The organism is Streptomyces sp. NPDC102258 (assembly GCF_055584685.1).
In genome coordinates this window covers 1-25,068 of record NZ_JBVJLO010000010.1, presented here as the reverse complement: position 1 = coordinate 25,068, position 25,068 = coordinate 1, and the positions used below count along the sequence as shown (strand labels likewise).

The window sequence follows — 25,068 nt, the reverse complement described above, 5'->3', positions numbered from 1 at the left end:
AACTTCTGTGCCCCTGCCGATCAGATACTCGTCCATGCGTCGAGGAAAGCCTTTCGCCGGGCTGGATCGGCGGATTTCTGGTGGGCGTGCAGGACCCGCCAAGCCGTGAGTTCGAGGTCTCGGAGCCACAGCTCGCCGATGACCTGCGTCTTGAGGTCGGGGAGGTGGTCGGACTCGGAGAGTGCCTGGCCGATGACCTCTCCGGCTGCGATGCGCTGGGGCGGCGTCATCTCGTCGACAGCCGAGAGGATTTGCCCTGCCAGCCCGGACCCCTCGCCGGCCAACGAACTCAGCACGCACGTCTTGATGTTGGCGGGCAGTAGGTAGAGAGAGCCGGAAGACCTCCACAAGTCCGACCAGAAGCGCTCTCCAGCCTCGGTGGGAGCGGGGAGCGCGGCCAGCAGTCCGAGAAGGTGGGCGGTGGCCGCGTAGCCGTCGGAGTGGGCCGATGCGACGACGGCGATGTGAGCGACGCGCTCCACGTCGATTCGCCCGGCGTCGAGGCGCGGATCCAGTCCCAGCCGCTGTTCCAGCTGATGGGCAAGGGGAACGGATGCGTGGGAGCGGAACTCGGGAAGCATCGGCGGTCCTTGAACGTCGGGGAGCGGAGATCCCGTTCGGGAGCTCTGATCGTTCCCACGGGCCGTCGGATTACACGAGTTCCGCCTTCCCGAGTTGGCGGAAGACTGCCCCTAAGGGAGCCATCAGCGGCTGCATTCGACGCGCCCGGCGACGCCCGCCCGGGGGAGCGCGCCAGGCCTCCGCGACCGCGGCTCCGCACAGGCTCCTAGCATGAGCGCATGGTTGCCCGTGATACCCAGCAGTCCGAGTCAGAACGGGAAGCAGTGTTTCGAGACGACACCGAAACCGGCAGCGCACCTTCCGCACCCACCGGAACGGGACGGGAGGACTCTCGCCCGGTTGGCGGCCTGGTCGAGCGAGCGGCCGATCTGGTGGAGCCGATCAAGCCGAGGCTACGGGGCTGGCTTCACGCCGGTATGGTCCCCACCTCGCTCGCCGCGGGCATCGTCCTCATCTGCCTGGCAGGGAGACCGCACGCCGCCGTTGCCTGCGCCGTGTACTCCATCACCGCCTGGTTGTTGTTCGGGACGAGCGCGGTCTACCACCTCGGCACGTGGGGCCCACTCGGCGAGGCCGTTCTGCGCCGCCTCGACCACGCCAACATCTTCCTGATCATCGCAGGCACCTGCACCCCGCTCGCCGTGCTCCTGCTCGCCGCTGACCAAAGGTCGACCCTCCTGTGGATCGTGTGGACAGGCGCGTTGGCGGGCATCGCGTTTCGGGTCCTGTGGGTCGGAGCTCCCCGCTGGCTGTACACCCCTTGCTACCTGGCCCTCGGCTGGGCGCCGGTGCGTTACCTGCCCGACTTCCTGGACAGCGGCGGATCGGCCGTACTCGCCTGGATCGTGGCCGGAGGCCTCCTCTACAGCGCGGGCGCGGTGGTGTACGCCCTCCAGCGGCCCGACCCCTCACCCCGCTGGTTCGGCTACCACGAGGTGTTTCACGCCCTTACCGTTGCAGCCTTCACCGCGCACTACATCGCCATCTTCCTGTCCGCCCACTGACCACGCCGGTGCCAAGTGCGCCTGCCGTGCGACCGAGCGGATGCCAGGACAGGAACGGCTCTCCCGGCCCCGGGGGTGACCCCCTGCCGTGTACCGGTTCGCCCGGTCCGAGCCGCGGGAGTCGGCGTGGGCGTATATGCGGGCCTGATGGCCCCGTTGGAGCGGAAGAACGGCTGGACGCTCGCGGAGGAAGCCGGGCAGGCGGCTACGGACCGGATGCGCCGGCTGTTGAACCGGTGTGACTGGGACACGCAGGAGGCCTTCGACGACGTGCACGAGTACGTGGTCGCCTTCGAGACGAAAGGGCCATCGCGGAAGTGATGCCCGCCGACCCATTAGCCAGCGCCGGCCGGAGGGGCTGCGGGTGGAGGTGACGGACGGGTGCCCCGGCCTCCGCTGGGGCGCGCTCCCCCGGCCGGCCGGGAAGACGGTGTGGTTCGCGTGCGACGGGTGACCCCCGCCCGCCCCGCTCGGAGATAATGCCCCGGCGAGCGGAACGATCAAGGGCGACGGGGGCCGAGGGGCGTGCGGGAGATCATCGAAGGGCGTTACGCGCTCGACGAGTTGCTCGGCAGGGGCGGCTTCGGCGAGGTGTGGCGGGCCAAGGACTCCCGGGTGGGCCGCTGGGTCGCGGTGAAGATCGGCTATCCGCAGACTCCGGAGGAGACCCGCCGGTTCGAGCGGGAGGCCAGCCTCGCCGGGAACCTGGCCCACCCCGCCATCGCCACCATCCACGACTTCGGCCGCACCCGGCGCGGCGGGCGCGACGCGGTGTTCCTCGTCATGGAGCTGCTCCAGGGCCGCAGCCTCGCCGAGGTCCTGGAGGGCGGGGTGCCGCCGCTCGCCGACGCCCTGGCGTGGGCCGCGCGGATCGCCGACGCGCTCGGGGCCGCGCACGACGCCGGGATCGTCCACCGGGACGTCAAGCCGGCCAATGTGATGGTCACCGAGGGCGGCGCCGTCAAGGTCCTCGACTTCGGGATCGCCAAGTCCTCGGGCGCCCCCGGCACGGAGCTGACCGCCACCGGGATGATCATCGGCTCCTTCCCGTACATGGCGCCGGAACGCTGGACGGGCGGCGCGAACGGGGTCCCCGTCGACGGGCGGGCCGATCTGTACGCCCTCGGCTGCGTCCTGACGGAGCTGCTGACCGGCCGGCGGCCCTTCCCCGCCCGCGAGATGCACGAACTGCTCGCCCACCACCTGACGACCGCGCCGCCCGCGCCCGGTTCGTTGTACGAGGGAATCCCGGCCGCGCTGGACGAGCTGGTGCTCGGGCTGCTGGCGAAGGACCCGCGCGAGCGGCCCGCCGACGCGCGGGAGGTGAGCCGCAGGCTCGGGGAGATCGCCGGGAGCGCCACCGCCCCGGCCCCCGTACCCGTACCGCCCGCCGTGGCGTACCCACCGCCGCCCGCCTACTCCCCCACCGTGCACACGGCCGCCGGGGACCCCGTCCGGACCATGCTGGAGCGGCGCCTCGACCAGGTGCTCGACGAGGATCCGGCGGACCGCCCCGTACGGCTGGACATGCTGGTCGCCGACCTGACGGAGGAGCTGGGCGCCCAGGACGCGCTGACCGTACGGGCCGCCTACCACCGGGCCATGACCGTACGCGGGCACTCCCGCAGCGAGCTGGAACGCATCCTGCCGCGCATGGTGCGCGTGCTCGGGCTGGAGCACCCCGACACCATCGCCGCGCGGGCCGCCTGCGTCGGGGAGGCCGCCGCCTACGGGCCCGGCGACGGGCGCCGCCACGAGGCGGAGCTGCGCGAGATCATCGAGCAGGCCGGGCGGGTGCTCGGCGCCGACGACCCCGTCACGCTGTCCGCCCGCTACCACCTGGCCGGAGCCCTCCAGCGCGGTGACGCCTCCCACGCCGGCCGGTGGGGCTCCGAGACCGCCGAGCAGGCGCACGCCGAACGCGGCTGGCTGGCGCCGCTGCTGCCCGACCTGGAACGGCGGCTGCCCGCCGACAGCCCGGTGCTGCTCGACGTACGACGGCGCCTCGCGCACGACGCCTGGCTGCTCGGTGACTTCGCCGCCGCCGCGCCCCTGTTCCTGCGGCTGTACCCGGACCTGGCGACACTGGCGGAGCGCGGCGACCCGGAGACCGCGTACCGGGTGCTGCGCTGCGTCGGCGGGGCGGGGGAACCGGGGCGGGCGCTGCCGCACCTGAAGGCGCTGCTGCACCGGCTCCACCTGACGGCCGGGAACACGCACTGGCTGACGCAGGAGGTGACGGAGGTCCGCGACGCGTTCCGGCGGGCGCTGCGCGAGGACCGCCTCGCGGAGCTCGGCGGGGGCCTGTCCCGGCTGTTCGGCCGCTGAGCGGACGGCCGGCGCACCGCGCAACGGGGCCCGCCCATGGCGTCCTACCCGCCGGTAAGGCAGCATGGCCCGGCACCGACCCGCAGCTCAGCAGGAGGAACCACATGGCCACCCCCAAGCCGCAGACCCTGGCCGCCTTCGAGGCCGCCAAGGGGTTCATGCCCGTCGGCGAGGGCCTCGCGCTGTACGAGGCGGCGGTGGCGGCGGCGGAACTCGGGCTGCCGCTGCTGGAGGTCGGCACGTACTGCGGGCGCTCCACCATCCTGCTGGCCGACGCCGCCCGCGCGGCGGGGGTGCCCGCGCTGACCGTGGACCACCACCGGGGCAGCGAGGAGCAGCAGCCGGGCTGGGAGTACCACGACCCGTCGGTCGTGGACCCGAAGGTCGGGCTGATGGACACCCTGCCGACCTTCCGCCGCACCCTGCACGCGGCGGGGCTGGAGGAGCACGTCATCGCGCTGGTGGGCCGCTCCCCGCAGGTGGCCGCGGCCTGGGGCGGCCCGCTGGGCCTCGTCTTCATCGACGGGGGCCACACCGACGAGCACGCGACCGGCGACTACGAGGGCTGGGCCCCGCACCTGGCCGTGGGCGGGACCCTGGTGATCCACGACGTCTTCCCCGACCCGGCCGACGGCGGGCAGGCCCCGTACCGCATCTACCTGCGCGCCCTGGCCTCGGGCGCCTTCGAGCAGGTCTCCGCGACGGACTCCCTCCACGTCCTGCGCCGCACGGCCCCGGGCATCTGACCGCACGGGGGACGCGGGCCTGCGGGCCACGGCACGCAGTCCCCCGCCCCCGGCCGCCGGGCCTCGCGGCCATACAAGCGGGTCATCGCACCACGCCCCCGGATGGAGCAGGGTCCGTACGGGGCCCGGTCGTGCGTTCTAGCATCGCGAGGTGCGCTACGACGACAGTTCCCCGGCCCCCGAGTCCCGCGACTCCATCGATCCCGACCGGCCCTGGTACACGCGCCGCTCCACCCTCTCGGTGGCGGTCGCGGTCCTGGCCCCGACCGTCCTCGCCGGCTGGGTCCTGACCCAGGTGGCGTCGGGGACGGGCGCCGACGCGAAGCGGCCCGCCGCCCTCGCCCCGCTCCCGGCCTCGCACACGGCGGCGGCGGGCGACGCGAAGTCCAGCGCGTCCCCGTCCGCCCCCGTCTCCCCCGCCGCCCCCGCCGCGGCCCCCGCCAAGGGGCCCCTCGCGGGCAGGACGGTCGTGATCGACCCCGGCCACAACACCGGCAACTTCAAGCACACCGACGAGATCGACCGCCAGGTGGACATCGGCACCAACCGCAAGGAGTGCGACACCACCGGCACCACCACCAACTCCGGTTACATGGAGGCGGAGTTCACCCTCGACGTGTCGCGTCGGCTGCGCACGATCCTGGAGGGTCGCGGGGTGCGGGTGGTGCTCACCCACGAGGCCGGCACCGCCCGCCCCTGGGGCCCCTGCATCGACGAGCGGGCCCGGATCGGCAACGAGGCCCGCGCCGACGCCGTCGTGTCCGTCCACGCGGACGGGGTCTCGGCCGGCAACCGCGGCTATCACGTCATCCTCCCCGCCCGGGTCAAGGGCGGCGCCGCCGACACCGCCGCGATCATCGAACCCTCCCGTCAGCTGGGCGAACGCATCGGGAGCAACTTCGCCCGCGCCACCGGCTCCGCGCCCGCCAACTACCTCGGCTCCGGTACCGGACTCGTCGTCCGCGACGATCTGGGCGGACTCAATCTCTCGACACGGCCCAAGGTGTTCATCGAATGCGGCAACATGCGTGACGGCAAGGACGCGGCGCAGCTGATGAGTCCGGAGTGGCGTCAGAAGGCAGCACAGGGCATCGCGGACGGCATCGTCGGTTTCCTCGGGGGCTAGGGCCCCGGGGGCGGCCCGCCGCCCCGATCCTCTCGGCCTCGGGAAACTCCGTACCATGGTGCCGCCACCCCGCTGCAGCCCGGCACGCGCCCGCACGACCGCGGCGCCACGAGACGACCGAGACCGAGAAGGACACCAGAGACGTGAACATCCGCTCCCTCACACGAGGCGACGGCGTGGTGATCGGAGCAGCGGCGCTGCTGTTCATCGCCTCGTTCCTCGACTTCTACTCCGCCACCAACGTGGACCTGCCCAGCGCGTGGGACACGGACTCCTTCGGGCTGGCACTGCCCACGATCTTCCTGACCGGCTTCGCCGCCGCCGGTCTCCTTATCGCGGCGCGCTTCCAGCCCGAGGGCCGCAAGCTCGCCGGGCTGACGCTGACCGGCTGGGGCACGGTGCTGGCGGTGGCGGCCGCCTGGAGCGCGCTGTGGTCGCTGATCGTCATCCCGACCCGGCTCGACCTCGGCGCCGGCTGCATCCTCGCCTTCCTCGCCACGCTGGCCCTGGCCGGTGTCGCGATCGCCGGTACGAAAATCCCCGCGCTGGCCGGTCCGCTCGTGCCGGAGCCCCGGCCGGTCGCCCCCGCGCCCTACGGCGGCCACCAGCCGCAGCAGCCGGGCACCGGGTACGGCTACCCGGGCGGCCCGCAGCAGCAGACCCCGTACGGGTCCACCCCGCAGCCCGTGCCGCCGTACGGCGGTACGCCGCAGGACCCCGCCCCGGCGCCCCAGCCGCAGCCGGCCGCGGAGTTCAGCCCGTTCTGGTTCGCGGTGCCGGTGGCCCGCCCGCTGTTCGGCGAGGACGGCTCCCCCACCCCGATCGCGGAACTCGCGCCGGGGACCTGGTACCTCGCCGTCGACCAGCGCGGCCCGGCCTCGCTGATCGCCCAGACGCAGGACGGCCGCCGCGGCGTGCTGAACGACACCTCGGGCATCCAGCGCGGCTGACCTACCGCCGGCCCCCTGCGAAGGCCCCCGCCCCTCCGGGCGGGGGCCTTCGCCCTTCACGGCGCGACCCGCGTGCCCTACAGTCACCTGACGCCTCGTCAGATTGCCTCAGGCCTCAGGGGGACCCATGCGCCTAGGACTCGCACTCGGATACTGGGGCCGCGGCCCCCACCCGGCCCACCTCGACCTCGCCACCGAGGCCGAGCGGCTCGGCTACGACTCGGTGTGGACCGCCGAGGCCTGGGGCTCCGACGCCTTCACCCCCCTGACCTGGATCGCCGCCCACACCTCGCGCATCCGCCTCGGCACCGCCATCGCCCAGATGGCCGCCCGCACCCCCACCGCCACCGCCATGCACGCCCTCACCCTGGACCACCTCTCCGGCGGCCGGATGATGCTGGGCCTCGGCCTGTCCGGGCCGCAGGTGGTGGAGGGCTGGTACGGGCGCCCCTTCCCCGCGAGCCCGCTCACCGCGACCCGCGAGTACGTCGACGTCATCCGGCAGGTGCTGCGCCGCGAGGCCCCGGTCACCCTCGACGGCCGCTTCCACCGCCACCCGTACCAGGGCGAGGACGGCACCGGCCTCGGCAAACCCCTCAAGCCGATCACCCACCCGCTGCGCCCGGACCTGCCGGTCCTGCTCGGCGCGGAGGGCCCGAAGAACATCGCCCAGACCACCCGCATCGCGGACGGCTGGCTCCCCCTCTACTGGTCCCCGACCCGCACCGACGCCTACCGCGCCTCCCTGGCCGACCTCCCCGAGGGCTTCATGATCGCCCCGATGGCCCGTGCCCACGTCTGCGAGGACGTCGCCGAAGGCCTGCTCCCCGTCAAGGCGATGCTCGGCTTCTACATCGGCGGCATGGGCCACGCGGCCCGCAACTTCCACGCCGACCTCATGGCGCGCATGGGCTACGAGGAGGAGGCCCGCCGCATCCAGTCCCTCTTCCTGGCGGGCCGCACCCAGGAAGCGGTCCTGGCCGTCCCCGACGCCTTCGCCGACGAGATCTCCCTGATCGGCCCCCGCGCCCGCATCGCGGAACGCCTGGAACTCTGGCGCAAGGGCCCGGTGACCGACCTCCTGGTCACCGCCCCCGACCCCCACACCCTCCGCGTCCTGGCGGAACTGAACGCCTGAGGCTTGAGCCCCGGTCAGTCGGTGCCTTCGACGATGCGGAAGTCGCGCTCGACGCCGTCGGCGAGGGCGACCAGCGCCTCCTGGTAGGCAACGCTCTCGCGCGCCGCGACGGCCTGCTCGAAGCTGTCGAACTCGATCACGATGGTGCGCTCGGCGGTTCCGGCGTCATGCGCCACGATCCGGCCGCCACGGACGAGGACCCGCCCGCCCGCGGCCTTGACGGCCGCAGCGGCCAGCTTGTCGTAGGCGGCCAGTTTCTCAGGGTCGGAAATGGTGCGGTAGGCGCTGACCCAGTAGCCCTTGGGCATGGAACCTCCAGTGTGTCGACGGTGGGCCAAGGAAACAGGACCCGGGACGGCGGGCGGCCCGCAATGATCACCACATGGCTGGTCTGATCACGGCAGCGGTGCCGTCCTGGACGGTTCCCTTCGGCGGGTTCGGGCAAGGACAAACCTCAGGCGACCGCCTTCAGGAGGTCGGCCAGGTCCAGGGCCATCACCGCGATCTCGATGTCCGGGCCGCCGTCCGCCGTGGCGCAGGTGACGATACGGGAGCCCGGGTTGATGGAGAGGGCCTCCCGGACCGTCGGGGGGCGGACGGTATCCGGGCGGGCCGCGGCCAGGGGGACGGCCGGGCCGCGGGTGGGCTGCCAGCGGGGGGCGTCCTGGTCCGCGTGGACCCGGCCGGCGCGCCAGCGGCCCTGGCCGCCCGGGCGGCGGGCCATGCCCGGGATGCCGGCGGGGGAGCCGGCCTCCGCCCTCTGGCGGTGCTTGCGGCGGAAGAGCCAGCCGGCGACGGCGGCCACGAGGGCGAACAGCAGGAACTCGATCACATGCGCCATTAAAACAGGGTGGAATGACCGAAAACCGCCCACCGGAGTACCGGTGGGCGGTTCGCCGGGCTCGCGGGAGGGGTCAGCCGCCGCTGAGCTGCGAGGCGCTCGGGACCTTGTCGGTCACCGGGGCGCCCGCACTGCTGCCCGCGTTCTTCACGCCGTCGATGACGTTCTGGAAGGAGCTGACGTCGGCGTCGCCCGCCTGGCCCTTGCGGAGCTTGGACCCGAGGCCCTTCAGGGACTCGATGCCCGAGGTCAGCGGCCCCATCGCCTTGGAGAGCAGGGGGTCGCCCTTGGCGTTGTCGGCCGCCGCCTTCAGCCGGTTGTACGCGAAGGCGCCCGCCAGGCCCGCCTTGATCAGCGCGAACGTACGGCCCTTGGCGCCCTTCTTGAACTTGCCCGCCTGGTACGGCTTGACGATCCACTGGTACGTGGCCCCGGCCGCGAGACCGGCGTTGGCCACGAAACGGGTCTTGGCGAACTTCTGCCTCTCGGCCGACGTGCTGGGCGCGGGCGTCGCGGCGGCCAGCTCGTCCTCCTCGGCGGCCACCGGTTCGGCGGCGGCGAGGACGGCCAGGTCGGCGGCGGCGGCCGAGGAGATCTCCTCCTGCCGGCCCTGGCCGCCGTTCGTGCCTGCACAGGCGGTGGCGCCGGCCAGCAGCGCGGTGGACAGGACCACCGCGGTCAGGGCGCGGCGGAATCGGACGGTCACGGGTAGGGACACGGGTTGCCTCCGGGGACTGAGGTGTCCTCCGCAGCCTCGCCCCGGCCCGTCTGCTGCGCTACTTGGGGGACCCGTTCGGGTTTCGCCGGCCCCAACGCGGCAAGACGTTTGACATGTCCCCTTACACCCGAGCACACTCCCGCGCACATGCCGGTGGCGGCAATCCGGTGGCCAGGGCCATTGCCCTGGTGGCGGACGTCGCCGCCTTCCTGATCGTCCTCTGGATCGCGCTGTGGCTGCTGGACGCCAACCAGGGCAACGCCCTGGTGTCCTTCGTGCACGACGCCGCCGACTGGCTCGCCGGCTGGTCGTACGACCTGTTCACCTTCGACCGCGACTGGGTGCAGGTCGTCGTCGGCTACGGCCTGGCCGCCGTCGTCTACCTGCTCGTCGGCCACGCCGTGGCCGGCCGCCTCGCCCGGCGCTGAAACGGGCGCTGAACCCGGCGCCCGGCCTGGCGCCCGGCCCGGCGCCGAGCCGCCGGCTCCCACCCGGCGGCTCCCCGCCCCGCAGTGCTCCGGCCCCCGACGCTCCGGCCCGCCGACGACGTGTCGGCGGGCCGGAGCGCGTTGTTCAGCGGCAGCAGTCCGGTTCCAGGCCGCGCGGCAGCGCGAGCCCGCCGAACACCTCGCCGGTCGCCTCGTCCCCGCCCAGCGCCGCGACCGCGAGCAGCAGCGAGCCGGCCGTCCAGGTCGTCTGCTCGACCGGCCACACCGCCCGGTCGTCGAAGACGTAGCCCGTCCAGTACATGCCGTTGTCGGCGCGCAGGTGGCCGATCGAGCGCAGGACCTCCAGCGCCCGGTCCGACTCGCCCATCACCCACAGGGTCAGGGCCAGTTCACAGGACTCCCCGCCGGTCACCCACGGGTTCGGCAGGACGCACCGCACCCCGAGGTCCGGTACGACGAACTCCTCCCAGCGCTCCTCGACGCGGGACTTCGCCGCCGCCCCGGACAGGGCGCCGCCGAGGACGGGGTAGTACCAGTCCATCGAATAGCGGGACTTGTCGAGGAAGCGCTCCGGATGGTGGCGCACGGCGTGGGCGAGCGCGCCCGTCGCCAGCTCCCAGTCGGGCTGCGGCTCCCCCCGGTGGTCGGCGATGGCCAGGGCGCAGCGCAGGGCCTGGTGGATGGAGGAGGAGCCGGTCAGCAGGGCGTCGGTGACGATGGTCCCGTCGGCCTCCCGCTTCCAGCCGATCTCCCCGCCCGGCTGCTGGAGGCCGAGGACGAACTCGACGGCCGCGTACACGGCGGGCCACATCCGGTCCAGGAAGGGGTCGTCGCCGGTGGCGAGGTAGTGGTGCCAGACGCCGACGGCTATGTACGCGACGAAGTTGGACTCCCGGCTCGCGTCCTGCGGCGCTGCGGTGTCCACGCCCTCGGGCCGGTCCGCGTACGCGGCGTACCAGGAGCCGTCCTCGTTCTGGTGGCGGACCAGCCAGTCGTACGCCCGCTCCGCGGCCTCGTGCTCGCCCGCCGCGTCGAGGGCCATCGCGGCCTCGGTGTGGTCCCACGGGTCGAGGTGGTGGCCGCGGAACCAGGGTATGGCGCCGTCGGAGCGCTGCGCCGCGAGGATCCCGGCGACGGTGGCGGCGGCCTCCCCGGCGGTCAGGACGCCGTCGAGGACGAGGTGCTCGGGCACCTCGGGGACGGTGCGCCCGGGCGAGGTCACTGGGCCGCGCCGACGGGAAGGTGCGGCTTGGTCGCGTACGCCACGAAGCTCTTGCCGATGACCGGGTTGAGGGCCTGCTCGGCGAGCCGGGTCGCCAGCGGCTTCTTCATGATGTCCCAGACCAGCAGCTTGTGGTACGCCTGCACCGGCAGCGCCTTGTCGTTGTCGACGCCGAAGGCGCACTTGAGCCACCAGTACGGGGAGTGCAGGCCGTGCGCGTGGTGCGTGCCGTACGGCTTGAGGCCCGCGGCCTCCATCTTGCCGAGCAGTTCGTCCGCCTTGTAGATGCGGATGTGGCCGCCCTCGACCTCGTGGTAGGCGTCGGAGAGCGCCCAGCAGATCTTCTCCGGGCCGTAGCGGGGCACGGTGATCGCGATGCGGCCGCCGGGCTTGAGGACGCGGACCATCTCGGCGAGGACGCCCTTGTCGTCGGGGATGTGCTCCATCACCTCGGAGATGATGACGACGTCGAAGGACTCGTCGGGGAAGGGCAGGGCGAGGGCGTCGCCCTCCATCGCGGTGGCGGTGGCGCCGGCCGGGGCCTCACCGGCCTCCTTCATGGCGGCGAACCACTTGGCGACCTCGCGGATCTCCTCGCCGTTGCGGTCGACGGCGATCACCTGGGCGCCGCGCCGGTAGCACTCGAAGGCGTGCCGGCCTGCGCCGCAGCCCAGGTCGAGTACGCGGTCGCCGGCGGCGAGCGGGAACCGGGAGAAATCGACGGTCAGCACGGGGTCCTGCCTTCGCGGTCGCGGGGGTGGAGGGGGTTGCGCATGGGACGGGGAAGCGGGAACGGGGAGCGCCGCCGCGGCCGGGGAGGCCGGTGGGGCCGGATGAGCTGGGCGGCGCGGCGGGTCCGGCAGGTCACCGCGCGCCGCGGCGGCCACGGGCTGCCGCGGCCTGCTCGATGGCGGCTCTGTAGTGCCGGACGGTGCCCTCGGCGGCCTTGGCCCAGGTGAACCGGGCCAGGACCCGCTCCCGCCCGGCGGCGCCGAGGCGGGCGCGCAGGGCGGCGTCACCGAGCAGCCGGCCCAGCGCGGCGGCCAGCGCCCCCGCGTCGCCGGGCGGCACGGCCAGGCAGGTCTCGCCGTCGGGCCCGGCCACCTCGGGGATGGCCCCGCCGGTGGTGGCGACGAGCGGGGTGCCGGTGGCCATGGCCTCGGCCGCCGGGAGCGAGAAGCCCTCGTAGAGGGAGGGCACGCAGGCGACCTCGGCACCGCGCACGAGGTCGACGAGCTCGGCGTCGGTGATCCCCTTGACGAAGCGCACCGCGTCCGCCAGGCCGTACTTCTCGATCGCGCGGGCGACCGGCCCGCTCTCGGCGCGCTTGCCGACGACGACGAGGTGCGCGTCGGGCCGCTCGGTACGGAGCTTGGCGAGCGCCTCCACGAGGTGGACGAGCCCCTTGAGGGGGACATCGGCGCTGGAGGTGGTGACGATGCGCCCGGGCACCTCGGCGACGGAGGCGTCGGGCGACCAGAGGTCGGTGTCGGCGCCGATGTGGACGACGTGGATCCGCTCGTCGGGCACGCCGAGGTGCTCGGCGATCTCCTGCTGGGAGGAGCCGGAGACGGTGAGGACGGAGGGCAGCCGGCGGGCGACGCGGCCCTGCATCCGCGTGAACCCGTACCAACGCCGCACGGAGAGCCGCTTCCTGCGGCTCCTGGCGGCGGCGAGGTCGAGGCCCCGGTCGACGGTGATGGGGTGGTGGACCGTCGTCACCAGGGGCGCGCCGAGATCGGCGAGCAGCCCGTAGCCGAGGGTCTGGTTGTCGTGGATGACGTCGAACTCACCGGCCCGCCCCCGCAGATGGCGCCGGGCGCGCAGCGAGAACGTCAGTGGCTCGGGGAAGCCGCCGGTCCACATGGTGGCGACCTCCAGCGCGTCGATCCAGTCCCGGTACTCGTCGCGCTTGGGGGTACGGAAGGGGTCCGGGCTGCGGTACAGGTCCAGGCTCGGCAGCTCGGTCAGCGTGGCGCCGGTGTCGAGGACCGGGTAGGGCTGCGCGCCGATGACCTCGACGCTGTGGCCGAGCTTCACGAGCTCGCGCGAGAGGTGGCGGACGTAGACGCCCTGACCGCCGCAGAACGGGTTCCCCTTATAGGTGAGGAGTGCGATGCGCAACGGGCGGTCGCCGTCGGTGGCGGAACCCGCGAAAGGGCTCGTCACCATGGCCTCTGCGGTCACTCTCGGCCCCCTTCTCCCTGCACTTTCGCCGGAGCGTAACCGCTCGGATAATGTAGAACAAGTTTCAGACTTGATCCCTCGAAGACCATTGAATCTACCGGCCGGAAACCACACCGTAAGAGGCGGAGCAGGTGATTCGCGCCACGGCTCGGACGCCTGAGATGCTGGCCCCGGACCATCCCGGAAACAGCTCCCCGCAACGACACGGAACGCGCCACGGAACGCCAGGAACGGGACACATGACAGCGGAAGCGAAGGCGGTCGCGAAACCGGCGACCACACCGGCGACCACGCCGGCGTCCCCTCCCCTGACGGAACGCCAGGAGGCCCGCCGCCGCCGGATCCTGCACGCCAGCGCGCAGTTGGCCAGCCGGGGCGGCTTCGACGCGGTGCAGATGCGGGAGGTCGCGGAGGCCGCCGGTGTCGCGCTGGGCACCCTGTACCGCTACTTCCCCTCCAAGGTGCACCTGCTGGTGGCCACCATGCAGGACCAGCTCCAGCACATGCACACCACGCTGCGCAAACGCCCCCCGGCGGGCGAGGAGCCCGCGGCACGGGTGGCGGAGACCCTGATGCGCGCCTTCCGCGCCCTCCAGCGCGAACCGCACCTGGCCGACGCGATGGTCCGGGCCCTGACCTTCGCCGACCGCAGCGTCAGCCCGGAGGTCGACACCGTCTCCCGCCTGACCACGGCCATCATCCTGGACGCGATGGGCCTGGAGGCCCCGCCGACGGCGGAACAGCTCTCGGCGGTCCGCGTCATCGAACACACCTGGCACTCGGCCCTGATCACCTGGCTGTCGGGCCGCGCCTCGATCGCCCAGGTCAAAATCGACATCGAAACGGTCTGCCGCCTCATCGACCTGACGTCCCCGGAAAAGTCCTGATAGCGCCGTCGGGGGGAGCGTAGACGGTGATCGGGGTCGGGGGTGGGCGGTGCGCCCTTGCCCGGTCTCAGGGAGGGTTGGGGGCTTCCCGGCAGTCCATCGTCTTCCGTGGCGGGCCGGTCCCTCAAGGGCGCTCCCTTCGGTCGCGTCGCTTCGCGATGGCCTTCGGCCACCCTTGACCGACCGACCCGCCACGGAAATAACGAAGACTGCCGGGAACCCCCCAAGAAACGGTCTGGTCTGAACGAGGCAGGAACGGCCCCGTCACAGTCCTTGATCCCGCCTCCGGTCGCCGCAAAGGGCATACGGCACACTCACAGTCGTTGAGGGGGGCGGGGGGGCGCATCAGATCGCTACGCCCTACCACTCGGCTTAGCGTCTGCGGCCGGCCTGTGGCTGGACATAAGCCGCACCAGCTCCGTCGTGCCCCGGCTATCTCAGCGACAGCAGCCCGGATGGACTACCTGCCCCACTACCTACAGGAAACGACGAGATCATCAGCCCTGAGTGTGGAGAAGCGGCCTGAGAGCTGCGCGGGTGCAGCCGAAGAGCTGCGCGTGTGGGAAAAGGACATCGAATCCGCACTCCACGACCTCAGGTGGCCGTCAGGGACGCCCAGACGAGCCGCAGTCGCTGAGACGAGTCGCAGGGCGTAGCGATCTGATGCGCCCCCCGTCCCCCTGGCGGTCTGTGAGTGGGCCGTGTGCCCGGTAAGGCAACGGGAAGCGGGATCAAGGACTGTGACGGGGTCGTTCCTGCTTCGTTCAGACCAGACCGTTTCTTGGGGGGTTCCCGGCAGTCTTCGTTATTTCCGTGGCGGGTCGGTCGGTCAAGGGTGGCCGAAGGCCATCGCGAAGCGACGCGACCGAAGGGAGCGCCCTTGAGGGACCGGCCCGCCACGGAAGACGATGGACTGCCGGGAAGCCCCCAACCCTCCCTGAGACCGGGCAAGGGCGCACCGCCCACCCCCGACCCCGAGCCCCACCCCTTACCCCCGCTCCCTCCGGGAGTCCTCGCGCAGGGCGTTGTCGCAGGCGCGGCTGTCGTAGAGGGCCGTCAGGTTCAGTGTCCGCAGCAGACCGCCGTTGGAGACGTGCAGCCGCCACGGGCCGCGGGACAGCTCCGTGCTCGGTACGGGATCACCCCGGCGGGCCGTGACGTGCCAGCCACCGGTCTTCAGCCGCGCTTCGACCGCCGCCAGCTGGGCCGGGTCCGCGGGGCCGCCGCCCGACCAGGACGCCACGCATGCTGCGCTCCTCCCGGTCCTGGCCGGGGCCGGGTCTCCCGGGGTGAGGCCGGCCGCGGCCGTTGCGGCGGCGAAGTCCGCTTCCGCCCCGACTCGCGATGCGGCGTCCCCGTACGGGCCGTCGTCGGACCCGGCCGTGATCAGCAGAGCGGCGACGATGGCCGCGACCGCCACGACGACCGCCACGACGACGACGGCGGCGACGGGCACTACCCCGCCGCCGCCCGCTCTCGTACCCCTGCCCATGCCGCACTCCCCCACCCTCACGACGACCACCGCCGCCGGCTCCCTGCGGCCGGCGGCGGTGGTCAGGCTAGCTTCCCGCCCACCCCTAGTCCTCCGGCGGGAACACCGGTTCGCCCGTGGTGGAGAGGGTGATCGTGATGGCTTCCACCGGGCAGCCCTCGGCCGCCGTCAGGGTGGGTTCGTTGGCGTCTGTCTGCGGGGAGCGGGGGTGGGACTGGCGGGCCGAGTCCAGGGCGAAGGCCTCGGGGGCGTGGTTCACGCACATGCCCGAGCCGATGCACACCGCCCGGTCCACCTCGATCTGCCAGCGGTCCCCCATCACGCACCCGCCGGAAGGTGGATCATCTTGTGCTCCAGGTACTCGCTCAGCCCCTCCGGCCCGAACTCCCGTCCCAGGCCGCTGTTCTTGTAGCCGCCGAAGGGCCCCAGCATGTCCAGGCTGAAGGTGTTCACGTTGAAGGTGCCGGTGCGCACCCCGCGCGCGAAGTCGACGCCGTGTTCCACGTCCCCGGTCCAGACGCTGCCGCTGAGTCCGAACTCCGAGTCGTTGGCGATCCGCAGCGCCTCCTCCTCGTCCCCGTACGGGATCAGGCAGACGACCGGCCCGAAGATCTCCTCGCGGGCGATCCGCATCGTGTTGTCGACGTCGCCGAAGAGGGTGGGCTCCACGTACCAGCCGTGTTCCAGGCCGGCCGGGCGGCCGCCGCCGGTGAGGATCTTGGCGCCCTCCTCCTGGCCGATGCGGATGTAGTCGAGCGAGCGCTGCTGCTGGCGCCGGGCGACGAGCGGTCCGAGCTGGGTCGCCGGGTCCAGCGGGTCGCCGACGACGAGGGCTCCGGCGGCCGCCGCGAAGGCGTCGGCGTACTCCTCGTACCGGCTGCGCGGGGCCAGGATGCGGGTCTGGGCGACACAGGCCTGGCCGTTGTTCATCCAGGCGGCCGGGACGATCCCGGCGACGGTGGCGGCCGGGTCGGCGTCGGGCAGGATCACGGCGGCGGACTTGCCGCCGAGTTCGAGGGTGACCCGGGTCAGGTTGCGGGCGGCGACCTCCATGACCCGCCGGCCCGCGGCGACGGACCCGGTGAAGGCGACCTTGTCGACGCCGGGGTGGCCCACCAGGTACTCGCTGACCTCCCGGTCGGCGGGCAGCACCGACAGCACGCCCTCCGGCAGCCCGGCCTCGCGTGCGATGCCGGCCAGGATGAAGGAGTCCAGCGGCGCTTCGGGCGAGGGCTTGAGGATCACGGTGGAGCCGCTGAGCAGCGCCGGGGCGAGCTTGGCGGCGGCCACGAACTGGGGGACGTTCCACGGGATGACGGCGGCGACGACGCCGACCGGCTCGCGGCGCACGAGGATGGGGCCGAGCGCGCCCTGCCGGCGTTCCTCGTAGGGGTAGTCGGCGGCGACCTTGATGGCGGAGTCGTAGACCATCATCGCGCCGAGCGCCTGGGCCAGGACGCTCCAGGAGTACGGGGAGCCGTTCTGGGAGCTGATCGAGCGGGCGATCTCCTCGTGCCGGACGGCGATGGCGTCCTTGATCCGGGTGACGACGGCGGTCCGCTCCTCCAGGCTCAGCCGTGGCCACGGGCCCTGGTCGAAAGCCTTGCGGGCGGCGGCGACGGCCCGGTCCACGTCGGCGCGGGAGGCGTGCGGGACGCTGCCGATGACCTGCTCGGTGTGGGGGGAGACGACGCGGATGGTGTCGGTGCCCAGCGGGTCCGTCCACTCTCCGCCGATGAACAGTTGTCCGTGTTCCACGAGCTCGGTCATCGCTGATGCCTCCCGGCGCTGCGTGCTGCTTGGCGTTCCAGAACTGATACCAGTTCTAGTTCCAGGAGTCCACGGCCGGAGCGGAACGGCCGTGGACCAACCGGGGCCACGGCGGAGAAGATCCGACGACTAGCCAGGAACCGGGAGAGATGGTCGACTTGGGCGACTACTGAAACAGGTTCTCTTTCGGCATGTCTCTTTCGACAGGTTCTCTTTCCAGGGAGTTCTCATGGCCCTCACCCCCGGGACGGCCCAGGTCACCGATCACGGCGGCGGCGTGCGGGGCATCAAGGTCCCCATCCCCGACAACCCGCTCGGGCACACCCTCGTCCACGTCGTCGACACCGACCGCGGCCCCGTCCTGATCGACACCGGCTGGGACGACCCCGCCTCCTGGGACGCCCTCACCGCCGGGCTCGACGCCCTCGGCACCCGCGTCGCCGACGTCCACGGGGTCGTCATCACCCACCACCACCCCGACCACCACGGCCTGTCCGGGCAGGTGCGGGAGGCCTCCGGGGCGTGGATCGCGATGCACGCCGCCGACACCGAGGTCGTCGTACGGACCCGCTCCGCCGAGCCTGGTGTCTGGTACGACTACATGGCCGGGAAACTGGCCGCCGCCGGCGCACCCGAGGAGCACCTCGCCCCGCTGCGGGCGGCCCGCAGCGAAGGCCGGCTGCGGACCCTGCCCGGGCTGCGGGCCGCCGTCCCCGACCGGGAGATCGTCCCCGGCGAGCTGCTGCCGCTGGCCGGCCGCCGGCTCCGCGCGATCTGGACCCCCGGCCACACCCCCGGCCACGTCTGCCTCCACCTGGAGGAGGAACACCCGGCGCGGCTGCCCGGCAACGGCCGCCTCTTCTCCGGGGACCACCTGCTGCCCGGGATCTCCCCGCACATCGGCCTGTACGAGGACCCGGAGGACATCCGGGTCACCGACCCCCTCGGCGACTACCTCGACTCCCTCGAACGCGTCGGCCGGCTGGAGCCCGCCGAGGTGCTCCCGGCCCACCAGCACGCCTTCACCGACGCCCCCGCCCGCGTACGGGAACTCCTGGAGCACCACGAGGACCGGCTGACCGGGCTGTGGCGGCTGCTGGCCGAGCCGCTGACCCCGTGGGCGCTCGCGGAGCGGATGGAGTGGAACCGCCCCTGGCCGCAGATCCCGTACGGCTCCCGCACCATCGCCGTCTCGGAGGCGGAGGCGCATCTGCGGCGGCTGGTGAAACAGGGCCGGGCGGAAGCGGTCCCGGGCACGGACCCGGTGACGTACCGGGCGCTGTGACCGTCCGGGCGCGCCCGCCGGTAACCGCTGTGACCGTCCGCGCGCGCCCGCCGGTAAGGGGCGCCGGGGCCCGCCGCCCCCCCGGGCCGGCCGGCTACGGGCCGGTAGAGTGGGCCCGTCGTCCACATCTCCGTACGGGGGGAAGCCGGTGCGAATCCGGCGCTGACCCGCAACCGTGACCCGGCCCGCACTCCGCGGGACGGCAAGCCGGAATGCCCCGTACCGGAGGTGCGCGGCTCGTGCCGCCGGGGCCTCCGGCGGCCGGCACCGTCGAGGTAAACGGAGCCGGAGCCCGGTGCCTGCGCGTGCCTGCCTCCCGCTCCCCCAGCACGAGAGGCACCCGCCCCCCATGAACGTCCGCCGCAGCGCAGCCGCGCTCGCCGCCTCCGCCGTGCTCTGCGTGGGTGCCGCCCCCGCAGCCCTCGCCGACACCCCGCCGCCCTCCCCCTCCGCGCCCCCGGTCGTCCCGTCGGGCCTGTTCGGCAAGGCCGATCCGACGTACGACGGCGTGTGGCGCCAGTCGATCGCGCTGCTCGCCCAGCGGACGGCCGGCGAGAAGCCCGCCGCGCAGGCGGTGGACTGGCTCACCGGCCAGCAGTGCGCGAACGGCGGCTTCGCCTCCTTCCGCGCGGACGCCGGCCAGGCCTGCGACGCGACGACCGTGCTCGACACCAACGCCACCGCCATCGCCGTGCAGGCGCTGAAGGAGCTCGGCGGCCGGGACGCGGCCGTCCGGAAGGGCGTGGACTGGCTGAAGTCCGTCCAGAACGAGGACGGCGGCTGGGCGTACGTCCCCGGCTCCCCCAGCGAGGGCAGCTCCACCTCGATCGTGATCAGCGCCCTCGCCGTGGCGGGCGAGAAGCCCGCCGAGGTCAGGTCGAAGGCGGGCAAGTCCGCGTACGACGGTCTGCTCGCCTTCCAGCTGGGCTGCTCCGCCGAGCCGGCCGCCGACCGGGGCGCCTTCGGCTACCAGGCCGCCGACGGCAAGCTCCCCGCCAACGCCGACGCCACGGCCGCCGCCGCCCTCGCCGGGCTCGGCAAGGGCGCCGTCGTCGACCCCGACGCCACCGACACCCCGGCCGCCGCGCTGCCCTGCCCGGCCGGGGCCGGCGACCCTGCGGGCGCCGCCCAGGGCGCGGCCGGCTACCTGGCCGAGGCCCTGAAGAAGGACGGCCACCTCACGGCCGTCACCCCGGGCGCGGACCAGCCCACCGCCGACACCGGCAACACCGCCGACGCCGTCCTGGCCCTGGTCGCCACCGGGCACCGGCAGTCGGCGGCGGGCGCGCTGGAGTGGCTCAAGGCCAACTCCGCCGACTGGTCGAAGGGCAACCCGGCGGCGCTGGGCACCCTGGTCCTCGTCGCGCACGCCACCGGCACCGACCCCAAGGCCTTCGGCGCCGCCGACCTGGTCGGCGCGCTGAACGCGACCGGCCCCGCCCCGCAGCCGGCCAACGCCGAGGCGGAGAAGGTGGAGAGCAAGGACGACGGCGGCTCCGGCGGCCAGAACGTGTGGTGGATCATCGGCGCGGGCGCCGCGGCCGGCATGGGCATCGGCATCCTGCTGAGCGGCCGCCGGAAGAAGAACCAGCTGTGACCCGCCGCCGTCCGCGCACCCTGGCCGCCGTGCTCCTGGGCGCCCTGCTGACCCTGCTCGCCGCTTCCCCGGCCCTGGCGGCGAGTTACCGCTACTGGTCGTTCTGGGACGGCGCGCACGGGCAGTGGGCGTACGCGACCCAGGGTCCGTCGACGGCCCGGCCCGCGGACGGCGCGGTCCTCGGCTTCCGCTTCTCGGTGAGCAGGGACGCCGCCGACCAGTCGGGGCGGCCGCGCGCGGCCGCCGACTTCGAGGGCGTCTGCTCGGGCACCGCGGCGGCGGACGGCAAGAAGCGGGTGGCCCTGGTCCTCGACTTCGGCGTCCCCGCGGACGCGCCCGGCGGGGAGGCCCCGCCGCAGGACGCCCCGCGCACCGCCTGCGCCCAGGTGGCCCCCGACGCCACCGCCGCCGAAGCCCTGGCCTCGGTGGCGAAGCCGCTGCGGTACAACGGCGCGGCCCTGCTGTGCGGGATCTCCGGCTATCCGAAGACGGGCTGCGGCGAGCCGGCCGAGGACTCCGGGGGCGGCGCTCCGGCGGCCTCGGCGGCGGCGCCCGCCGCGGCGCCCGGGGAGACCGGCTCCTCCGGGCCGTCGGCGGGCCTCGTCGCGGGGCTGGCCGCGGTGGCCGTGCTCGGCGCGGCGGGCGTCTGGCAGTCCCGCCGCCGCCGTCGGCGATGACGCACGGCGCGGCGGGTACCGGCATACCCCCGGCCGGGCGCGGCCCCGGCCGGGCGGGTCGGGGCGCGGGCGGGGCGACGTACAAGAAGACCTGGAAGGCGCCCGAGGCGCGGCGCAGCAACGCCCTGCACGCGGGGGCCTGGTGGCTGTGGGCCCTCGGGCTCGCCACCGCCGCCTCCCGGACCACCAACCCGCTGCTCCTCGGGCTGATCGTCGGCGTCGCCGGGTACGTGGTCGCCGCCCGGCGCACCGACGCGCCCTGGTCGCGCTCCTACGGGGCCTTCCTCAAGCTCGGCCTGTTCGTCATCGGGCTGCGGCTGCTGTTCTCCATGCTGCTCGGCTCCCCGGTGCCCGGCGCGCACGTGCTGTTCACGCTGCCCGAGGTGCCGCTGCCCGCCTGGGCGCAGGGCATCCGCTTCGGCGGCAGGGTCAGCGCCGAGCAGCTCGTCTTCGCCTGCTACGACGGGGCGAAGCTGGCGGCGCTGCTGGTGTGCGTGGGCGCCGCGAACGCCCTCGCGAATCCGGCGCGGCTGCTGAAGTCCCTGCCCGCCGCCCTGTACGAGGCGGGGGTCGCGGTGGTCGTCGCCATGACCTTCGCGCCGAACATGGTCGCCGACGTGGCCCGGCTGCGGACCGCGCGGCGGCTGCGCGGGCGGCCCACCGGCGGGGTGAAGGCCGTCCTCCAGATCGGGCTGCCGGTGCTGGAGGGCGCGCTGGAGCGGTCGGTGGCCGTCGCCGCGTCGATGGACGCGCGCGGGTACGGGCGCACCGCGCGGGTCCCGGCGGCCGTGCGGCACACCACCAACGCGCTCACCCTCGGCGGCCTGCTCGGCATGTGCGCCGGCACGTACGGGCTGCTCGCCGCCGAGGGCGCCGCGTACGGGCTGCCCGTGCTCGGCGTCGGCCTCGTGCTGGCCCTGGCCGGGCTGCGGCTCGGCGGCCGGCGCAGCGTGCGCACCCGTTACCGGCCCGACCGGTGGGGGGCGCGGGCGTGGCTGGTCGCCGGGTCGGGGGCGGCGGTGGCGGTCCTGCTGATCCACGCGGCGTCGGTGGATCCGGCGGCGCTGCGGCCGGGCGTGGTCCCGCTGGTCGCGCCGACGCTGCCGCTGTGGCCGGCGGCGGCGGTGCTGATCGGTCTGCTTCCCGCCTTCGTGGCACCCGTACCTACCCAGGAGTCCGCGTCGTGATCCGCTTCGAGCAGGTGTCGGTGACGTACGCCGACGCCGCCCAGCCGTGCCTGCGGGACGCCGACTTCACCCTCCGGGAGGGGGAGCTGACGCTCCTCGTCGGCCCGTCCGGGGTCGGCAAGTCGACGCTGCTCGGCGCCGTGTCCGGACTGGTGCCGCACTTCACGGGCGGGGTGCTGCGGGGGCGGGTGACGGTGGCGGGGCGCGATACGCGCACGCACCGGCCGCGGGAGCTGGCGGACGTGGTGGGCACGGTGGGGCAGGACCCGCGGGCGCACTTCGTGACGGACGTGGTCGAGGACGAGCTGGCGTACGGCATGGAGTCCCTGGGCCTGCCGCCCGCCGTGATGCGGCGCCGGGTGGAGGAGACCCTCGACCTGCTGGGCCTGAACGAGCTGCGCGACCGGCCCATCGCCTCCCTGTCCGGGGGGCAGCAGCAGCGGGTCGCGATCGGTTCGGTGCTGACCCCGCACCCCAAGGTGCTGGTCCTGGACGAGCCGACCTCCGCGCTGGATCCGGCGGCGGCGGAGGAGGTCCTGGCGGTGGTGCAGCGGCTGGTGCACGACCTCGGCACGACGGTCCTGATGGCGGAACACCGCCTGGAGCGGGTCGTCCAGTACGCGGACCGCGTCCTGCTCCTGCCCTCCCCGGGCGCCGCGCCGCTCCTCGGCACCCCGGCGGAGATGATGGCCGTCTCCCCGGTCCACCCCCCGGTGGTCTCCCTGGGCCGCCTGGCCGGCTGGCACCCCCTCCCCCTGACCATCCGCGCGGCCCGCCACCAGGCGCAACCCCTGCGCACCCTCCTGACCACGGCTACGAAGCCCACCCCCGAGGCCGCCGCTACGGAGGCCTCCCCCATGGCCCCCTCCGCCGCCCCGGGACCCGCTGCCCGGCCCCCGGCCGGGTCCCGAGGCTCGACCCAGACCCCCGCGCCCCGGACGCCGGCATGTTCAGCCCCGCCGGCGCTTGAGGCGCGGGGTCCGGGGCCGAGCCCCGACCCCACAGCCCCGCCGGCGCTTGAGGCGCGGGGTCCGGGGCGGAGCCCCGGTTTCGGGAAGGGGCGGGGTGGGGGAGAAGCTCCGCGCAGCGGGCCCGGCCTGCTCGCGCGGCTGCGCGGGCGCCGCCCCGCCCCGGCCCCCATGAGCGGCAGCGCCCCCGCCGCCACCGTCAAGAACCTCGGCGTCCGCCGAGCCCGCACCGAGGTCCTCCGCGACATCACCCTCACCGTCGCCCCCGGCGAAACCATCGCCCTCATGGGCCGCAACGGCGCCGGCAAATCCACCCTCCTCGCCACCCTGGTCGGCACCCTCGCCCCCGCCACCGGCGAGGTGACCGTCGGCGGCCGCACCCCCCACCGCACGCCGCCCCCGGAGATGGTGCGCCGCGTCGGCCTGGTCCCCCAGGAACCCCGCGACCTCCTCTACGCCGACACCGTCGCCGCCGAGTGCTCCGCCGCCGACGCCGACGCGGACGCCGCCCCCGGCACCTGCCGCGCCCTGGTCTCGGCCCTGCTGCCCGGCGTACCGGACGACACCCACCCCCGTGACCTGTCCGAGGGCCAGCGCCTGACCCTGGCCCTGGCCCTCGTGCTGACCGGCCGACCCGCCCTGCTCCTCCTCGACGAGCCGACCCGCGGTCTGGACTACGCCGCCAAGGCCCGCCTGATCGAGCTGCTGCGCGACCTCGCCGCCGACGGCCACGCCATCGTCCTGGCCACCCACGACGTGGAACTCGCCGCCGAACTGGCGCACCGGGTCGTGATCCTGGCGGGCGGCGAGATCGTCGCGGACGGCCCGACGGCCGAGGTGGTGGTGTCCTCCCCCGCCTTCGCCCCGCAGGTGGCCAAGGTGCTGGCCCCGGGCCACTGGCTCACGGTGTCCCAGGTGGCCGCGGCCCTCGCCCGTACGGAAGCCCCGCCCGGGACCCCCGCCTCCGCCCCCACGGAGCGGGCCACGCCATGACCCGCCCCCTCCGCATCGGCCCCCGCGCCGCCGTCGCCCTGCTCCTCGTCACCCTCATCGGCATCGCCGCCTTCGGCTGGCCCCTCCTCGCCGACCCCGGCTCCGGCCTCGCGCACTCGGAGGACGCCCCCTGGCTCTTCGCGGCGCTGCTCCCGCTCCTGGTGGCGGTGGTCGTCGCGACCATCGCCGACCAGGGCATGGACGCCAAGGCCGTCGCGATGCTCGGCGTGCTCGCCGCCGTGGGGGCCGCCCTCAGACCCCTGGGTGCGGGCACGGCCGGGCTGGAGCCGATGTTCTTCCTGATGGTGCTGAGCGGCCGCGTCCTCGGTCCCGGGTTCGGGTTCGTCCTCGGGTCGGTGACCATGTTCGCGTCGGCCCTGCTCACGGGTGGGGTCGGTCCGTGGATGCCGTTCCAGATGCTGGCCCTGGGCTGGTTCTCGCTGGGCGCCGGGCTGCTGCCCGGTCCGGAGCGGATCCGGGGGCGGGCCGAGCTGGCGCTGCTCGCCGCGTACGGGTTCCTCGGCTCGTTCGCGTACGGGACGGTCATGAACCTCCAGGGCTGGGTGCTCCTCCAGGGCATGGGCCAGGGCATCTCCTTCCACCCCGGCGAGCCGGTGCCGGCGAACCTCGCGCGCTTCCTCGCGTACTGCCTGGCCACCTCCGTGGGGTGGGACCTGGGGCGGGCGGTGCTGACCGTCGTCCTGACCCTCACCCTGGGGGCCACCCTGCTGAAGGCACTGCGCCGGGCCACGCGGAAGGCTGCCTTCGAGGCGCCCGTTTCCTTCGATTCCGTGCCGTTTTCGACCCCTTCCCCCTCTCCGAAAGGGAGACGAACGGCCACGCAGGGTGAGATCGGGGTCCCCCGCGGGTGAGGCGCCCCACAGGACCCACGTCACATACGACCCGGGATCGTAGAGCCGA

The 25,068-nt window shown here is 73.9% G+C and carries 24 protein-coding genes, 1 pseudogene and 1 riboswitch; of the genes and pseudogenes, 15 read left to right on the top strand and 10 right to left on the bottom strand.

The genetic code is table 11. The features are described 5' to 3' along the window. Positions 1–20 precede the first annotated feature (20 nt). Positions 21–581: a hypothetical protein gene (locus ACZ6ZT_RS18285; protein WP_469720198.1), complete on the bottom strand. Its 561-nt coding sequence runs from the start codon at positions 579–581 to the stop codon at positions 21–23. 219 nt (positions 582–800) lie between these two features. Between ACZ6ZT_RS18285 and trhA the strand changes: the two genes are divergently transcribed. From trhA to ACZ6ZT_RS18250, 7 genes and pseudogenes are all read left to right on the top strand, one after another. Further along, positions 801–1,586, top strand: coding sequence for a PAQR family membrane homeostasis protein TrhA (gene trhA, locus ACZ6ZT_RS18280; protein ID WP_469720197.1), 786 nt, complete (start codon positions 801–803; stop codon positions 1,584–1,586). Positions 1,587–1,674: 88 nt separating this feature from the next. Then, positions 1,675–1,874 (top strand): annotated as a pseudogene (locus tag ACZ6ZT_RS18275) (IS701 family transposase); the annotation flags it as partial. Positions 1,875–2,111: 237 nt separating this feature from the next. Beyond that, entirely contained in the window at positions 2,112–3,914 is a 1,803-nt protein-coding gene (locus ACZ6ZT_RS18270) for a serine/threonine-protein kinase (protein WP_469720196.1), read from the top strand. Positions 3,915–4,018: 104 nt separating this feature from the next. Beyond that, complete coding sequence (locus ACZ6ZT_RS18265; RefSeq protein WP_469720195.1) at positions 4,019–4,660, top strand: class I SAM-dependent methyltransferase; 642 nt, start codon at positions 4,019–4,021, stop codon at positions 4,658–4,660. A 151-nt stretch (positions 4,661–4,811) separates the two neighbouring features. Next, entirely contained in the window at positions 4,812–5,786 is a 975-nt protein-coding gene (locus tag ACZ6ZT_RS18260) for an N-acetylmuramoyl-L-alanine amidase (protein ID WP_469720194.1), read from the top strand. A gap of 143 nt (positions 5,787–5,929) precedes the next feature. Next, positions 5,930–6,736 (top strand): hypothetical protein, encoded by an 807-nt coding sequence (locus tag ACZ6ZT_RS18255; RefSeq protein ID WP_469720193.1) that lies wholly within the window; start codon positions 5,930–5,932, stop codon positions 6,734–6,736. A gap of 127 nt (positions 6,737–6,863) precedes the next feature. After that, complete coding sequence (locus ACZ6ZT_RS18250; protein WP_469720192.1) at positions 6,864–7,874, top strand: LLM class F420-dependent oxidoreductase; 1,011 nt, start codon at positions 6,864–6,866, stop codon at positions 7,872–7,874. 14 nt (positions 7,875–7,888) lie between these two features. Here ACZ6ZT_RS18250 and ACZ6ZT_RS18245 read toward each other — a convergent pair whose 3' ends face one another. The 3 genes from ACZ6ZT_RS18245 to ACZ6ZT_RS18235 all read right to left on the bottom strand — a co-directional run bounded on the left by ACZ6ZT_RS18245 (position 7,889) and on the right by ACZ6ZT_RS18235 (position 9,421). After that, a complete protein-coding gene (locus tag ACZ6ZT_RS18245; protein ID WP_469720191.1) occupies positions 7,889–8,182 on the bottom strand; it encodes a DUF1330 domain-containing protein in 294 nt (97 codons plus the stop codon). A gap of 146 nt (positions 8,183–8,328) precedes the next feature. Continuing rightward, positions 8,329–8,715: a hypothetical protein gene (locus ACZ6ZT_RS18240; RefSeq protein WP_469720190.1), complete on the bottom strand. Its 387-nt coding sequence runs from the start codon at positions 8,713–8,715 to the stop codon at positions 8,329–8,331. Positions 8,716–8,788: 73 nt separating this feature from the next. Further along, positions 8,789–9,421: a hypothetical protein gene (locus ACZ6ZT_RS18235; RefSeq protein ID WP_469720659.1), complete on the bottom strand. Its 633-nt coding sequence runs from the start codon at positions 9,419–9,421 to the stop codon at positions 8,789–8,791. A 125-nt stretch (positions 9,422–9,546) separates the two neighbouring features. Between ACZ6ZT_RS18235 and ACZ6ZT_RS18230 the strand changes: the two genes are divergently transcribed. Beyond that, complete coding sequence (locus tag ACZ6ZT_RS18230; RefSeq protein ID WP_469720189.1) at positions 9,547–9,861, top strand: hypothetical protein; 315 nt, start codon at positions 9,547–9,549, stop codon at positions 9,859–9,861. 145 nt (positions 9,862–10,006) lie between these two features. Here ACZ6ZT_RS18230 and ACZ6ZT_RS18225 read toward each other — a convergent pair whose 3' ends face one another. The 3 genes from ACZ6ZT_RS18225 to ACZ6ZT_RS18215 form a co-directional block, all read right to left on the bottom strand. Beyond that, on the bottom strand, positions 10,007–11,104 hold the full coding sequence (locus ACZ6ZT_RS18225; protein ID WP_469720188.1) for a prenyltransferase/squalene oxidase repeat-containing protein: 1,098 nt from the start codon (positions 11,102–11,104) through the stop codon (positions 10,007–10,009). Further along, the gene (locus ACZ6ZT_RS18220; protein ID WP_469720187.1) at positions 11,101–11,835 is read right to left on the bottom strand and encodes a class I SAM-dependent methyltransferase; all 735 of its coding nucleotides are present in this window, start codon (positions 11,833–11,835) and stop codon (positions 11,101–11,103) included. The genes ACZ6ZT_RS18225 and ACZ6ZT_RS18220 overlap by 4 nt, the downstream gene beginning before the upstream one ends. Before the next feature lie 133 nt (positions 11,836–11,968). Beyond that, on the bottom strand, positions 11,969–13,291 hold the full coding sequence (locus tag ACZ6ZT_RS18215; RefSeq protein WP_469720186.1) for a glycosyltransferase family 4 protein: 1,323 nt from the start codon (positions 13,289–13,291) through the stop codon (positions 11,969–11,971). 239 nt (positions 13,292–13,530) lie between these two features. Here ACZ6ZT_RS18215 and ACZ6ZT_RS18210 point away from each other — a divergent pair, with 239 nt between their 5' ends. Further along, entirely contained in the window at positions 13,531–14,178 is a 648-nt protein-coding gene (locus ACZ6ZT_RS18210) for a TetR family transcriptional regulator (protein WP_469720185.1), read from the top strand. A gap of 988 nt (positions 14,179–15,166) precedes the next feature. On the opposite strand, the gene ACZ6ZT_RS18205 is transcribed toward ACZ6ZT_RS18210, so the two are convergent. From ACZ6ZT_RS18205 to ACZ6ZT_RS18195, 3 genes are all read right to left on the bottom strand, one after another. Beyond that, positions 15,167–15,670, bottom strand: a complete 504-nt coding sequence (locus ACZ6ZT_RS18205; protein WP_469720184.1) for a hypothetical protein — start codon at positions 15,668–15,670, stop codon at positions 15,167–15,169. Between the two features lie 85 nt (positions 15,671–15,755). Continuing rightward, positions 15,756–15,989 carry a ferredoxin gene (locus tag ACZ6ZT_RS18200; protein ID WP_469720183.1) on the bottom strand — a complete coding sequence of 78 codons (234 nt, stop codon included), beginning with the start codon at positions 15,987–15,989 and terminating at the stop codon, positions 15,756–15,758. Beyond that, positions 15,989–17,440 (bottom strand): aldehyde dehydrogenase, encoded by a 1,452-nt coding sequence (locus tag ACZ6ZT_RS18195; RefSeq protein WP_469720182.1) that lies wholly within the window; start codon positions 17,438–17,440, stop codon positions 15,989–15,991. Before ACZ6ZT_RS18195 ends, ACZ6ZT_RS18200 begins: the two co-directional genes overlap by 1 nt. 229 nt (positions 17,441–17,669) lie before the next feature. Here ACZ6ZT_RS18195 and ACZ6ZT_RS18190 point away from each other — a divergent pair, with 229 nt between their 5' ends. The 6 genes from ACZ6ZT_RS18190 to ACZ6ZT_RS18165 all read left to right on the top strand — a co-directional run bounded on the left by ACZ6ZT_RS18190 (position 17,670) and on the right by ACZ6ZT_RS18165 (position 25,019). Continuing rightward, positions 17,670–18,725 (top strand): MBL fold metallo-hydrolase, encoded by a 1,056-nt coding sequence (locus ACZ6ZT_RS18190; RefSeq protein ID WP_469720181.1) that lies wholly within the window; start codon positions 17,670–17,672, stop codon positions 18,723–18,725. A gap of 138 nt (positions 18,726–18,863) precedes the next feature. After that, a riboswitch (cobalamin riboswitch) is annotated at positions 18,864–18,943 on the top strand. Positions 18,944–19,074: 131 nt separating this feature from the next. Continuing rightward, positions 19,075–20,322, top strand: coding sequence for a prenyltransferase/squalene oxidase repeat-containing protein (locus ACZ6ZT_RS18185; protein ID WP_469720180.1), 1,248 nt, complete (start codon positions 19,075–19,077; stop codon positions 20,320–20,322). Beyond that, the gene (locus ACZ6ZT_RS18180; RefSeq protein WP_469720179.1) at positions 20,319–20,999 is read left to right on the top strand and encodes an SCO2322 family protein; all 681 of its coding nucleotides are present in this window, start codon (positions 20,319–20,321) and stop codon (positions 20,997–20,999) included. Before ACZ6ZT_RS18185 ends, ACZ6ZT_RS18180 begins: the two co-directional genes overlap by 4 nt. Continuing rightward, positions 20,996–22,186, top strand: coding sequence for an energy-coupling factor transporter transmembrane component T family protein (locus ACZ6ZT_RS18175; RefSeq protein ID WP_469720178.1), 1,191 nt, complete (start codon positions 20,996–20,998; stop codon positions 22,184–22,186). The genes ACZ6ZT_RS18180 and ACZ6ZT_RS18175 overlap by 4 nt, the downstream gene beginning before the upstream one ends. Next, positions 22,183–24,147, top strand: coding sequence for an ABC transporter ATP-binding protein (locus ACZ6ZT_RS18170; RefSeq protein WP_469720177.1), 1,965 nt, complete (start codon positions 22,183–22,185; stop codon positions 24,145–24,147). The genes ACZ6ZT_RS18175 and ACZ6ZT_RS18170 overlap by 4 nt, the downstream gene beginning before the upstream one ends. After that, positions 24,144–25,019: an ECF transporter S component gene (locus tag ACZ6ZT_RS18165; protein WP_469720176.1), complete on the top strand. Its 876-nt coding sequence runs from the start codon at positions 24,144–24,146 to the stop codon at positions 25,017–25,019. The genes ACZ6ZT_RS18170 and ACZ6ZT_RS18165 overlap by 4 nt, the downstream gene beginning before the upstream one ends. Positions 25,020–25,068 lie beyond the last annotated feature (49 nt).